Here is a 10,711-nt window from a genome sequence, read left to right on the forward strand (position 1 = left end):
ATAAACTATCGGGCACAAAAGGCAGAAAGGTCTGTTGGAAAGGCAATCGCAGAGATGGTCGAGTCAGGGGACGCAAAAAGAGATGAGATCTTTGTCAGCACAAAAAATGGCTATGTCACAAATGACGGCGATGTCAACGAAGAGTTTTGGATAAACATACAGAACACACTTGTCAAGCCAGGTGTGATAAAATCAGGAGACATTTCATCAGGGTACCACTGCATGACGATACCATATCTGCAGGACCAACTTGTACGTAGTATGAAAAATCTTGGGCTTGATTGCATAGACTTGATGTACTTTGCACAATGCTGCAGAGGGACAACTGCAAGATGTTTCCAAAGAAGAATTTACAAAAAAACTAAAAGATGTTTTTGAATTTTATGAAAGCCAAAGAAAGAATGGTTCCATAAAACATTACGGGATGGCAACATGGGAGTGTTTCAGGGTACCAGGGAATCATCCACAATATCTATCAATTTTCAGGTTGCGAAACTAGCAAAAGAGGTAGGCGGACAAGAAAATGGTTTCAGGTTTATCCAGTTACCATACAACATGTATCTTGACCAGGCCTTGACACTAAAAAGTCAGGGAGATGCAAGTCAGTATACGATATTGGAATCTTGTATTAACTTGGGTATCGGTGTATTTGCAAGCGTTCCACTGATGCAGGCAAAACTTCTTGCACCAAATGTCTTGCCAGAGTTTGGAAATTTATCCAAGCCGTCTCATAGAGCAATGCAGTTTGTAAGATCAACACCTGGAATCATCTCACCACTTGTTGGACAAAAGACACCAGCACATGTGCAAGAGAACTTGGATCTTTTGAGCACACCAGTTCTGAGCCAGACAGAGTTTACAGAACTTGTAAGCAAGTTGTCATCATAGATGAGTTTAGATGGAATGGTACCATTAGGATACCATGAACACATTAGAACTGACTACACTACTGCATGAATTGATTTCAGAGCAAAACAAGTGCGACAGCCAACTATACTTTGAGAAAAATACAAACTTTGACAAGCGAGATGGTATCATCAAAAAGATACTAGATTTGAATAATGCAGCCCAATAGTGGTTCCATTACGAGGCTTTTAATCTCAGATGTACCATTGATACAGTAGAGTGGTGTGAGTTTGCACATCCCTGATGTAATATCGGAGAAGGACTGGAGTAACTAACCAGCTCACAATTGTTTGTTGAGTATAGTCAGATTTTTTCGTGGCGATATCTGTTTTTGATAAATCTTGTGTGATACTGTCCATGAGATATTACGGATTTCATCAAGCCATCGTAGATCTTTTTTGGCACACCAAAATATTGGTAGGTTCCACCATGATGAAATTGTATCTCCAATATTTGCAATGTTTCATCATATCCAACTGATTGCAGATCATTTGACTTGAGTCGTATTCTGTCCATGGTACAGTAATACGTCATTGAATCATCTAAATGATTGGTTCAATGGGATGTCAGGATACAATGAAACAATGATCTAAGATTTGCAAGTTCATCTTTCCCTTAATTGTAAGTTTTAAATACAAATATCAGACGAGTCTTGAATATGCCAGTTGATCCAGTCTGTGGAATCGAACTAGATGAGAGTCTTGCCCTAGTTCATGAATATGAAGGCAAAAAGTATTATTTTTGCTGCCATGGCTGTAAGAGAATTTTTGCAAAAAAACCAAACAAGTGGAAGAAATCTAAATAGGATAACTTCCACACATGCGGCAAAAGTGTGCACCTGGATTTAGTGCATAATTACAGTTTGGACATCTGATATCAGATTTTCCAAGAGTGTTTGGAATATCATAGTACTTGCGGTATATCNAATCCATAGTTGCAGTTCGGGCATCGGGTATCAGATTCTCCAAGAGTGTTTGGGATATCATAGTACTTGCGGTATATCTCGTAATAGTATAGCGATTCTTTTGACAATAATTTGACCTGCTCTTTTTCTTCATAGTGTCTTGATTTGGTATCGAATATACCATCAGGTGTCATGCCATCAAGAAAAGATGTCAGTCCTGCAGTACCAGAACCGTCCTGCATTGCATCTTTTTCCCGCCAGGCTATGGAGCCTGGTAGAGAGTCTTCGAAAGCCTTGCGGAGTATCCACTTGCCGTACTTTTTTCCATTTTCTTCGCGGATCTTCAGGTCAGGCGATATGTTTTTGGCATATGCAGATACGGTATCATCAAGAAACGGCGTGTTCAATGACATCCCAAGGGAGCGAGATATTTCTCTTGATGGAAAATGCATTACACTCCATATCCTTTCGAGATCTTTTTGAAGCTCTTTTGGAGTCATTCTCTTGAAAAAGTTGTATCCTGCAAAGAGCTCGTCTGCCCCATCTCCTGTCATGATGGAATGGCATCCTGATTTTTTTGCAAATTTCATTGTGAGATATACCACAACATTGTTTCTGATCTCTATTGGATTGAAGACTTTCAATATCTTGATTGTATCCTCTGCTGCAGAGAGCAGATCTTGAATGTCAACTGCAATGACGTCAAGTTTTAGATCAAACTTTTTTGCCACAAGCTGGGCATGTACAAGATCTGGCGAGGCAAAATCTTTTGCAACCATGGCAAATGCTCTGGTCTTTTTGTCTGTGATACATGAAGCAAGAATTGAGCTATCCAGTCCTCCAGAGAGTGCTATACCATCAGACTGGATGGAATTTACTGAATTTGATACTAGAGTCTTTATCTGCGACAAAATTTCTTGCAATCAATGAGATCTTGTTGCACCCTCTAAAAAGTCATCATGAAAAATATGACTAGGTTTAAATATTTTACAACAACAATTTTGCATATGCTTCTTCCGTCAGAGATAGAGACCAAGACACTCATTCCTGCATTGCGAGCAATTCTTGCAAAAAAACTGATAGAAGAACACAAGATAAGAGAGGAAGAAGTTTCAAAGTTGCTTGGCGTAACCCAGGCTGCAATCAGCAATTATGTAAGAGGTACAAGGGGCGATCCAGTATTGATTAACAAGTTATTGTCTGTAAAAGAGGTCTCTGACATGATAAATGACATTTCAAGCAATCTGGCATCAAAGATGGCATATACACCTGCAAGCCTCTCAAAATTCATAGGCCTGTGTAACTACATCAAGTCAAGCCTATTGATATGCGACATTCACCACAAGCTTGAATCAAACATCGATGAAGCAGTATGCAAGGAATGTGAAAACATGCTGCTAAAAGGTCCTGGAAGTTCTTTCTAGTTCGTCTTTGCTATAACAATTTTAATTGTTGAAACAAGTGGCCTGTCAGCTTCTTCTTCGCTGTCTACAATGATATCCAAGATCTTGGAGTTTCCCTTCATCATGTTTTCAGTTACGATATTTGCAACTGCAACTGCGGTAGGTATTGCTTGGCCCTTTGCCGTAAGTGCTACCGTCTTGTGTTTTACCAATTCAGTTAGAAGATCTAGTGCACACGGTACGATATCCTGTTGATATATTACAATAGTCCTTTCGTCTGGATTTGAAGAATCATTTAACTGGACTTTTTCTATACCGCTCAACAAAACACTACCACCACCATTTCTGCATTCTATTAAAGTATTGTCGACCAATCATCCATCAATCAAAGAGATCTATAGGAATATTCTGAAAGTCGCCGTTTGGTAAAACTCGTCTAATTGTAATTGGGATTACACGTTTTTCAAGCTCTGCATAAGCCAAGTCAAGCGATGTTGCAACGTCTTTTGGAACTGGTATGAAAGGTGGTGCACCAAGTGACAACTGTAATGCCCTTGCGCCAAGAATTCTTGCCTTTTCAAATCTTGTCAGTGTTGGAGGACCTATCATTATCTTGCCTTTTCCAGTCATTTCGTATTCTACTACTTCGTGTACTGGATCAATGTCAATAATTTCACGAGCATCAATTATCTTTCGTAGTCTTTCCTGTTCTGCAATCTCTTCTGCGCTAAGCTCCTTTTTGCCCTTCTTTCCTGGTTTTACCTCTTCTTCTTCCTCAACTGGAGCTTCAGGAGCCTCGACTACAACAGGACCTAGATTTGGTTCTTCTTCCTCAACTGGCTGAACCTCTTCGGTATCTACACTTACTTCCTCAGGTTCATCCGACATTGAGATGTTGGATAAAGAAACGTTATATATTCATAATCCTTGTCCACAAAAATGAGTGCAGGCTCTGTTTCAAAGCTTGATTTTGTTCTGTCACTGAAAGGCAAGGCAGATCTCACACTGGAACTAAAGCGCCACTTGGCACCAAAGACAGTAGGAGGCATTGCACGTGCCATTCCAATAGAAGGCAATGCCCACATGATGGGTGACAGCATCGCATATGTTGATACAAACATCAAGACAGGCGGAGAAAAACTCAAGACTATATTCAAAAAGGGAGATGCTGCGTTTTTAGCTGCAAACGGCTCGATCTGTTTTTTCATTGATGATGTATCCGGAACTAAACCAATGACACTTGTTGGAAAGATTACAAATAACTTGGAATCTTTGAAGAATGTAAAACCTGGAGATATATTTTCAATAACTCAAGCTGGAGTGTAAATGTGGTGTCCGCTGTATCCGCCTACTCGCTTTACTGAACCCTTTAGAAGTAATTTTTGGAGCAGTGCGTTTGCTGCAGATATCTTGACGTTTGTCTGTCTTGACAATTCCTGAACGGTGAAGACCTTTGCGCCCTTGATGAAGTTCATTGCTTGGTTTTCATCAATGATAACAGAGATGTTTGTCTTTGCCTTTTGATCTTTTCTCTCTCCCTTCTTTTGGCCTTCCTTCTTTGTAGCCTCTGCTGATTGAGACTTTTCTGCCTGTGCTGGAGATTGTTTCTTTCCGCCGCCCATGTGTGATTCTTTTTTTCTCCTATTTATAAACGAACAAAAGTTCAGGATAACCTACTAGACATATAAAGAATAATTGGACAGATTTACTTTTAGAACTAATACTTAGTTCTTCGATATACTGAATTTTTTGTAGTTGGTGATTATACTATGTGAGCGAAGAAATACGCCTTTTGCCGTCTTGCAATCTGTAGTACATTCAGATAGATGAAACTCATTCTTTGTAAATTCTCCTCTTTCTCCCTCAAACAATATGTATCTAATCAACCTGACCAACCCCGCCCTACCGCCATACGCATAACCATTGATTACAAACCAAAACATTTCCAATCCATCATAATCTTTTGGAAAAAGTTGTTTTTTGATCTCTTTGCCTGTTGTGGTGTAATGTCCTACGATCGTGCATTTTCCTTGCACTAGATTATTTGCCATTCTTGCAAACTTGGTGCAAGAGTAACAGAGATCATCATAAATCAAAATTGGATACATCAGTTCAGTCATGATATAATCAGAGCAGAATCAGATTTATGACTTGCGTGCATTTTGAATTAAGTCATTTGCCATTACCTTCAACATGGATTTGGCACCTGATGAGAAATACTAAATACTAGAAAAAGTTGCCTTGTACCATGGGCCTTGACGTCATTGAAGAAAAGAACCTAAACGATGTGATAACATATGCACTTGAATATCCAAAGATGGTTCTCTCAGAGGCAACATCTTGGCCAATAACAAATTTGGTAGACTTTGCAACGGGATTGTATATCGGATACATGGGCGGAGTCTTTTTTGACGGATTCTTGAAGAGAAACAAGCGCTTTTTGGATTCAGAAGAATACTCTGACTTTCATGCAATAATTTCCAAGAGAGAGACAGAAATCAAATTAAAGATCCAGGCACACCTGCACAAGAAATAACTTCAGACTTTTATCATACGTACATCAAGAATTCTCAGATGAAATTTTCCCTTGTTGCCGACACTCTGAGTTACATGGAAAATACCACAAAGAGACTTGAACTAACACAGCACCTGGTGGACTTGTTCAAGATTACACCTGCTGATATCATACCAAAGGTTGTCTATCTTTTACAAGGAAAACTACGACCTGACCACGAAGGTGTTGAGATTGGCATTGCAGAGAAAATTGCTATCAAGGCATTATCAAAGTCATCTGGAATTTCAATTAAAAAAATAGAGGACGAGTACAATGATGCTGGAGACTTTGGGCAGGTGGCATCAAAGATATTAGAGCAGAAAACCCAGACAANCAGACCTGACCACGAGGGTGTTGAGATTGGTATCGCAGAAAAGATTGCAATAAAGGCATTATCAAAATCATCTGGGATTTCAATTAAAAAAATAGAAGACGAGTACAAGGATGCAGGAGACTTTGGTCAGGTGGCATCAAGGATACTAGAGCAAAAAACCCAGACAACTTTTCTTAGCCAAAACATAACAGTCGAGCGAGTCTATGATACGCTATACAAGATTGCAGAGCTAAANAGAGCTAAAAGGTGCAAGATCACAGGACATGAAACTAAAATACATTTCAAGCCTGCTAAATGATGCAACTCCAGCAGAGGGCGGATTTATTGCAAAGATAATAACATCAAATCTTCGCTTGGGTATTGCAGACTATACAATACTTGATGCGATTATCTGTTGCATATACCGGTTCCAAAGAAAATAGACCCGCACTGGAACATGCTTACAATGTCTGCAGTGACTTGGGTAAAGTTTCCCAGGCAGTTGCAGAAAAGGGACTTGAATCCCTCAAAGATTTTCAAGTTGCAATATTTAGTCCGATTCGGCCAATGCTTGCTGAGAGAGTAAAAAGTCCGCAAGAGGCACACGAAAAGATGGGTTTAGAATTTGCATCAGAGTACAAGCTTGACGGAGAGCGAGTCCAGGTGCACAGACAAGAAGATAAAGTTGTCCTGTACTCTCGCTCCCTTGAAAATATCACAAGCTACTATCCTGATATCGTTGAGAATATCGGCAAGGCGTTAAAGTCAGACGAAATAATACTAGAGGCCGAAGTTGTTGCAATAAATGATGACACTGGAGAATTTTTGCCGTTTCAGGAATTGATGCACAGACGACGCAAGTACAAAATTGCCCAAGCTGTTCAAGAATATCCAATCACTGTAAACTTTTTTGATATCTTACTTGTTGGCAAGAAAAGTTGTCTTGAGATACCATATTCAGAAAGAAGAAAGTTGCTAGAAAAAAATGTGACAGAAGATTCGTTTGCAAAGATAATGCCGATGGTTCTAGTCAAGACAGACAATGAAGTCGAAGACAGTCTTGAAAATGCGATAAACTCTGGATGTGAAGGTATCATGCTAAAGCAACTTGACTCGCCATACCGAGCAGGTGCAAGGGCAAACAACTGGCTCAAGCTGAAACGAGAATACAGAAACGAANGTTGGCGCATTTTACGGCAGGGGAAGAAGGACCGGGAGATATGGCGCCCTTCTCTTGTCTGCATATGACGACAAGACAGACGAGTTTCCAAGCATCTGTAAAGTTGGCACAGGTTTTACAGACGAGTCACTTGACCAGTTTTACCAGATCTTGTCAGACAAGATAACTGTAAAAAAAGACCCGAGAATTCAGAGTGGCCTTGAGGCAGATGTCTGGTTTGAGCCGGAAACAGTAATAGAGATTGTAGCGTCTGAGATAACCCTCAGCCCGATTCACAAAGTTGCCATGGACAAAATCAGAAAAGGCAGCGGGCTTGCCCTTCGTTTTCCCAAGTTTANGTAGCATCTGAGATAACCCTCAGTCCGATTCATAAAGTTGCCATGGATAAAATTAGAAAAGGCAGTGGGCTTGCCCTTCGTTTTCCCAAGTTTACAGGAAAGATAAGATTTGAGAAAACATCAGAGAATGCAACAAGTATTGATGAGATAGTGACGTTATACAACAGCCAAAAACGTGTTGTGCAAGACGAAAAAATAAACTAGAGAAAATTTTTTCCGGTCCAGCCCAATTTACGCAAGGATTATTAGCCGTAGACCTAGTTTAAAATATCTAGATGTATAGCGGAGAACTTGAAGTTCAGGCAAAGAGAAAGGCCTTGGCCGTTTTACAAGACGAGATAAACAGAATTCTCAACGCAGTCAGAGATCTATCAATTCTGCCAGGTTTGATAATCAAGGCAGACAAGGCTGAAATCAAACAACTATTGGAGAGAATAAAAAATACAGAAGACGAAGTAGAAGCTCTCCGTAGAAAAATAACAAGAGAGATTTCAGATGTTGGTGGTCTTATGATGAACAGGGAGAATCTTTTGAACTCGGCATATACAATGGATGAAATTGCAGGATACATCACAGGTATTGCCTTCAAACTCTCAAACATCAAGTCTGCCACACTAAAGAAGGAAAAACTTGACAAGGATCTCACAGAACTAGTTGAATTGGCAGTAGACCAGATTCACAAGATAAATGAGATAATTCGAGCCCTTGCAAGCAATAACAGTACTGTGGCAATAGACTTGGCTCATGAAGCACAAAAGATAGAAAGACAAGTGGACGACAAGTACAGAGCACTAAGCATAAGAGTTCTTGACGAGACTGCTTCAACAAAGGAGTTGCTTTTACTCAAAGATGTCGTAGAGGGAATTGAAGAAATGTCAGACAAGGTACTGCAGGTATCAGATTCATTCATTTTGCTTGCTCTCAGCCTATAAAATTTTGTAAGATACTCTTTTTTCCTTTTTTTAAAAACATTTGTAAACACTAAAATCAATTGGTACCATCAAAGATTCCATGAAAGGCGACCTGCTTGAAAACAGGATAATAATTTGGAATATTGCAGACTCGAAGGCACTTTTTGTTGAAGGATATTATGGCAAGCCAATTGGCATGACAAAACCCAAGCCAGATGAGATAAATGTTCCATTGATTTTGGATTTAATCGAAGGGTACTACCTGCAGGAAAAATCAAGGATCAAAGTATACCAGTCAAAAAAACCAGTAACGCAAAAAGAACTTCTCGAGATTTGCAGAAAAGAGTACTATAACTTTGACAAGAAATATTTTGTCTACAAGGACTTTCGTGACAAGGGGTATATCGTAAATCCTGGCATTAAATTTGGCTGTGATTTTGCAGTATACCAAAAGGGACCAGGAATTGATCATGCGCCATACTTGCTTCAGGTATACAATACCACTGATACCATGTCGGCAACAAGTGTTGTACTAGCTGGAAGGCTTGCAACTACTGTAAGAAAGCAGTTCATATGGGCAATCCCAAAAGGGGATAAGGTTGATTGTCTAGCTCTTGATTGGTGGAGGGCATGACATGTTTTTGATAACAAGCGCAATCCTGTCATAGACTGCAAACAATTCTTTTGTCATGGTAAAGTTGTAACTGTCTTTCCATCTGCCAAATATTCTGACTCCGCCTTTTGTTGGCTCCACAAATATCTGAGCATCGTCGTATGGCAATCTTGTAATCATGGTTTTTAGAGTATCATCCTTGTTTAGTGTGTCTGCAAGCTTTCCTCCAACCCAGTTTATGCCAGTAACTTTCTTTGTGGCAAAGTGTCCCTTGGTTTGTAACGTTGGCCTTGCAAGATAGTCTTCGCTATCACAGCCTGTCAATATTTTTACTATAAAGTGTGCTTGGTATCGGTCTTGTGCGCCCCATGATATTGGATTAAGGTCTTGTTCCATGCTCAACCCTTTTGGATAATTTGGACCACGTCGATGTTGGTTCCCTTGATTGTTATGGTGCCATGGTTTGTTACCATTGAAGGAGTGTGGCTATAGTATTTTGAATAATAGTTTTCTTTTTCTGCATCATCAGAATCAATTTGATTTGCTTTGGCATCAAGGCCAATTTTTTTTAAAGACTCGCAAAATTCTTCGTTTTTATTTACTGGATGAAAAGTGCTAGACTCGGAATCGTGCATGTTTTGGAGTTTTACCAACCCACAAATAAATATGTCTGTAGAAACCATGGAACAATGTTCTTGCCCCAGATCTAACGGTACCAACCAAAGATCAAGCATAATCGAATAAATAGTCCAGAACTGTCAAGTCACTATCAATGCTCAAATTTCAAAATAAAATNACGATTGAACCATGCAAATCTCTTGGTAGATCTAATGGTATCAACCCAAGACAGGTTCAAGTGTAATCGGTAATCACCAAAGACAAGCGTAATCGAATAAATAGTCCAGAATTGTCAATTCACTATCAATGCTCAAATTTCAAAATAAAATCGTGGTAATCACCGGAAGCGGAACTGGAATAGGAAAGGCAATAGCCATGAAATTTGCTGAAAATGGAGCAAACATTGTCATTTTAGGAAGAAGAAAAGAGCCGCTTGAAGAGGCAGCAAAAGAACTAGAGCAGGTAATCTCCAAAGTAAAGAGTAATTCATTTGTAAAAATTTTCCCAGGTGTTGACGTAAGTGACGAAGAGGGAGTCTCAAAGATGTTCGAAGATCTCAAAAAGTCACATGGTGCAGTGGATATCGTAGTAAACAATGCAGGAGTATCAGGACCTGTCACTTGCTTTGCAAACGCTCCAATCTCAGAGTTCAAGAGTACAGTTGGAATTCACCTCACTGGAACATTTTGGACATCATCGCAGGCAATCAAGACCATGAAACCTGGCTCCAAGATAGTTACAATATCCACATTCTTTACAGAAGAGAGACCATATGAGCAAAGGCCATATCGATTCCGTAGTCCGTACACTGCATCCCAGGGTGCAAAGAACAGACTTGCTGAAGCCATGTCATGGGAGATTACAGATAAAAAGATAATCTCGATTGCAACAAATCCAGGTCCGGTACACTCTGACAGAATTTACAAGACAGTATATCCAAAAGCAGCAGCAGAATTTATGAGGGTAAGTGG

At 39.7% G+C, this 10,711-nt stretch carries 18 protein-coding genes and 5 pseudogenes; 14 read left to right on the forward strand and 9 right to left on the reverse strand.

The genetic code is table 11. The annotated features are described in order from the left end of the window. From DYY66_RS14765 to DYY66_RS08585, 3 genes are all read left to right on the forward strand, one after another. Positions 1-378, forward strand: a 378-nt coding sequence (locus DYY66_RS14765) for an aldo/keto reductase (protein ID WP_255496402.1), incomplete at its 5' end; no start/stop codon positions are given. 54 nt (positions 379-432) lie between these two features. After that, complete coding sequence (locus DYY66_RS14770) at positions 433-888, forward strand: hypothetical protein (RefSeq protein ID WP_255496403.1); 456 nt, start codon at positions 433-435, stop codon at positions 886-888. 34 nt (positions 889-922) lie between these two features. After that, positions 923-1,075 carry a hypothetical protein gene (locus DYY66_RS08585; protein WP_166288185.1) on the forward strand — a complete coding sequence of 51 codons (153 nt, stop codon included), beginning with the start codon at positions 923-925 and terminating at the stop codon, positions 1,073-1,075. 134 nt (positions 1,076-1,209) lie between these two features. Here the strand turns inward: DYY66_RS08585 and DYY66_RS08590 are convergent, their stop codons facing one another. Next, the gene (locus tag DYY66_RS08590; protein WP_166288220.1) at positions 1,210-1,422 is read right to left on the reverse strand and encodes a KTSC domain-containing protein; all 213 of its coding nucleotides are present in this window, start codon (positions 1,420-1,422) and stop codon (positions 1,210-1,212) included. Between the two features lie 142 nt (positions 1,423-1,564). Here DYY66_RS08590 and DYY66_RS08595 point away from each other — a divergent pair, with 142 nt between their 5' ends. Next, positions 1,565-1,711 carry a YHS domain-containing protein gene (locus DYY66_RS08595; RefSeq protein ID WP_166288188.1) on the forward strand — a complete coding sequence of 49 codons (147 nt, stop codon included), beginning with the start codon at positions 1,565-1,567 and terminating at the stop codon, positions 1,709-1,711. Here DYY66_RS08595 and DYY66_RS15430 read toward each other — a convergent pair. Then, a complete protein-coding gene (locus tag DYY66_RS15430) occupies positions 1,704-1,829 on the reverse strand; it encodes a zinc-ribbon domain-containing protein (RefSeq protein ID WP_338140858.1) in 126 nt (41 codons plus the stop codon). The genes DYY66_RS08595 and DYY66_RS15430 overlap by 8 nt on opposite strands. Positions 1,830-1,831: 2 nt before the next feature. Next, positions 1,832-2,733 (reverse strand): annotated as a pseudogene (locus DYY66_RS08600) (asparagine synthase C-terminal domain-containing protein); the annotation flags it as partial. A gap of 84 nt (positions 2,734-2,817) precedes the next feature. Here DYY66_RS08600 and DYY66_RS08605 point away from each other — a divergent pair. Continuing rightward, positions 2,818-3,234 carry a transcriptional regulator gene (locus DYY66_RS08605; RefSeq protein WP_166288191.1) on the forward strand — a complete coding sequence of 139 codons (417 nt, stop codon included), beginning with the start codon at positions 2,818-2,820 and terminating at the stop codon, positions 3,232-3,234. On the opposite strand, the gene DYY66_RS08610 is transcribed toward DYY66_RS08605, so the two are convergent. Both DYY66_RS08610 and DYY66_RS08615 read right to left on the reverse strand, forming a co-directional pair. Next, the gene (locus tag DYY66_RS08610; protein WP_166288194.1) at positions 3,231-3,536 is read right to left on the reverse strand and encodes a DNA-binding protein; all 306 of its coding nucleotides are present in this window, start codon (positions 3,534-3,536) and stop codon (positions 3,231-3,233) included. The genes DYY66_RS08605 and DYY66_RS08610 overlap by 4 nt on opposite strands. A 58-nt stretch (positions 3,537-3,594) precedes the next feature. Continuing rightward, the gene (locus DYY66_RS08615; protein WP_166288197.1) at positions 3,595-4,101 is read right to left on the reverse strand and encodes a DNA-directed RNA polymerase subunit K; all 507 of its coding nucleotides are present in this window, start codon (positions 4,099-4,101) and stop codon (positions 3,595-3,597) included. A 51-nt stretch (positions 4,102-4,152) separates the two neighbouring features. Between DYY66_RS08615 and DYY66_RS08620 the strand changes: the two genes are divergently transcribed. Continuing rightward, on the forward strand, positions 4,153-4,539 hold the full coding sequence (locus DYY66_RS08620; RefSeq protein ID WP_255496405.1) for a cyclophilin-like family protein: 387 nt from the start codon (positions 4,153-4,155) through the stop codon (positions 4,537-4,539). Here DYY66_RS08620 and DYY66_RS08625 read toward each other — a convergent pair. Together DYY66_RS08625 and DYY66_RS08630 are read right to left on the reverse strand one after the other, a co-directional pair. After that, a complete protein-coding gene (locus tag DYY66_RS08625; protein ID WP_166288200.1) occupies positions 4,524-4,835 on the reverse strand; it encodes a MarR family transcriptional regulator in 312 nt (103 codons plus the stop codon). The two genes, DYY66_RS08620 and DYY66_RS08625, sit on opposite strands and share 16 nt — an antisense overlap. 102 nt (positions 4,836-4,937) lie before the next feature. Further along, positions 4,938-5,333: a hypothetical protein gene (locus DYY66_RS08630; protein ID WP_166288203.1), complete on the reverse strand. Its 396-nt coding sequence runs from the start codon at positions 5,331-5,333 to the stop codon at positions 4,938-4,940. Between the two features lie 128 nt (positions 5,334-5,461). Here DYY66_RS08630 and DYY66_RS08635 point away from each other — a divergent pair, with 128 nt between their 5' ends. The 7 genes and pseudogenes from DYY66_RS08635 to endA all read left to right on the forward strand — a co-directional run bounded on the left by DYY66_RS08635 (position 5,462) and on the right by endA (position 9,143). Then, positions 5,462-5,749: a hypothetical protein gene (locus DYY66_RS08635; protein ID WP_166288206.1), complete on the forward strand. Its 288-nt coding sequence runs from the start codon at positions 5,462-5,464 to the stop codon at positions 5,747-5,749. Between the two features lie 74 nt (positions 5,750-5,823). Continuing rightward, positions 5,824-6,100: pseudogene (locus DYY66_RS08640) on the forward strand (DNA ligase); the annotation flags it as partial. 1 nt (position 6,101) lies between these two features. Then, a pseudogene (locus DYY66_RS14775) lies at positions 6,102-6,335 on the forward strand (DNA ligase); the annotation flags it as partial. Position 6,336: 1 nt separating this feature from the next. Next, positions 6,337-7,259 (forward strand): annotated as a pseudogene (locus DYY66_RS14780) (ATP-dependent DNA ligase); the annotation flags it as partial. Position 7,260: 1 nt separating this feature from the next. Next, positions 7,261-7,597, forward strand: a pseudogene (locus DYY66_RS14785) (DNA ligase); the annotation flags it as partial. 276 nt (positions 7,598-7,873) lie between these two features. Further along, positions 7,874-8,530: a DUF47 domain-containing protein gene (locus DYY66_RS08650; protein ID WP_166288209.1), complete on the forward strand. Its 657-nt coding sequence runs from the start codon at positions 7,874-7,876 to the stop codon at positions 8,528-8,530. Positions 8,531-8,609: 79 nt separating this feature from the next. After that, on the forward strand, positions 8,610-9,143 hold the full coding sequence (gene endA / locus DYY66_RS08655) for a tRNA-intron lyase (protein ID WP_166288212.1): 534 nt from the start codon (positions 8,610-8,612) through the stop codon (positions 9,141-9,143). Here endA and DYY66_RS08660 read toward each other — a convergent pair. Next, a complete protein-coding gene (locus DYY66_RS08660) occupies positions 9,117-9,518 on the reverse strand; it encodes a hypothetical protein (RefSeq protein ID WP_166288214.1) in 402 nt (133 codons plus the stop codon). The two genes, endA and DYY66_RS08660, sit on opposite strands and share 27 nt — an antisense overlap. Before the next feature lie 2 nt (positions 9,519-9,520). Then, positions 9,521-9,805 (reverse strand): hypothetical protein, encoded by a 285-nt coding sequence (locus DYY66_RS08665; protein ID WP_255496406.1) that lies wholly within the window; start codon positions 9,803-9,805, stop codon positions 9,521-9,523. Positions 9,806-10,046: 241 nt separating this feature from the next. Here DYY66_RS08665 and DYY66_RS08670 point away from each other — a divergent pair. Next, on the forward strand, positions 10,047-10,711 hold a 665-nt coding region (locus DYY66_RS08670; protein ID WP_166288217.1), incomplete at its 3' end, for an SDR family NAD(P)-dependent oxidoreductase.

Source organism: Candidatus Nitrosotalea sp. FS, from assembly GCF_011319475.1.
Classification (GTDB): Archaea; Thermoproteota; Nitrososphaeria; order Nitrososphaerales; family Nitrosopumilaceae; genus Nitrosotalea.

Excerpts from the sequence above, each read along its gene's own strand:
- DYY66_RS14770 (WP_255496403.1), top strand. The coding sequence starts at position 433 with ATGGGAGTGTTTCAGGGTACCAGGGAATCATCCACAATATCTATCAAT.
- DYY66_RS08585 (WP_166288185.1), top strand. The coding sequence starts at position 923 with ATGAACACATTAGAACTGACTACACTACTGCATGAATTGATTTCAGAG.
- DYY66_RS08590 (WP_166288220.1), bottom strand. The coding sequence starts at position 1,422 with ATGGACAGAATACGACTCAAGTCAAATGATCTGCAATCAGTTGGATAT.
- DYY66_RS08595 (WP_166288188.1), top strand. The coding sequence starts at position 1,565 with ATGCCAGTTGATCCAGTCTGTGGAATCGAACTAGATGAGAGTCTTGCC.
- DYY66_RS08605 (WP_166288191.1), top strand. The coding sequence starts at position 2,818 with ATGCTTCTTCCGTCAGAGATAGAGACCAAGACACTCATTCCTGCATTG.
- DYY66_RS08615 (WP_166288197.1), bottom strand. The coding sequence starts at position 4,101 with ATGTCGGATGAACCTGAGGAAGTAAGTGTAGATACCGAAGAGGTTCAG.
- DYY66_RS08620 (WP_255496405.1), top strand. The coding sequence starts at position 4,153 with ATGAGTGCAGGCTCTGTTTCAAAGCTTGATTTTGTTCTGTCACTGAAA.
- DYY66_RS08625 (WP_166288200.1), bottom strand. The coding sequence starts at position 4,835 with ATGGGCGGCGGAAAGAAACAATCTCCAGCACAGGCAGAAAAGTCTCAA.
- DYY66_RS08630 (WP_166288203.1), bottom strand. The coding sequence starts at position 5,333 with ATGACTGAACTGATGTATCCAATTTTGATTTATGATGATCTCTGTTAC.
- DYY66_RS08635 (WP_166288206.1), top strand. The coding sequence starts at position 5,462 with ATGGGCCTTGACGTCATTGAAGAAAAGAACCTAAACGATGTGATAACA.
- DYY66_RS08650 (WP_166288209.1), top strand. The coding sequence starts at position 7,874 with ATGTATAGCGGAGAACTTGAAGTTCAGGCAAAGAGAAAGGCCTTGGCC.
- endA (WP_166288212.1), top strand. The coding sequence starts at position 8,610 with ATGAAAGGCGACCTGCTTGAAAACAGGATAATAATTTGGAATATTGCA.
- DYY66_RS08660 (WP_166288214.1), bottom strand. The coding sequence starts at position 9,518 with ATGGAACAAGACCTTAATCCAATATCATGGGGCGCACAAGACCGATAC.
- DYY66_RS08665 (WP_255496406.1), bottom strand. The coding sequence starts at position 9,805 with ATGGTTTCTACAGACATATTTATTTGTGGGTTGGTAAAACTCCAAAAC.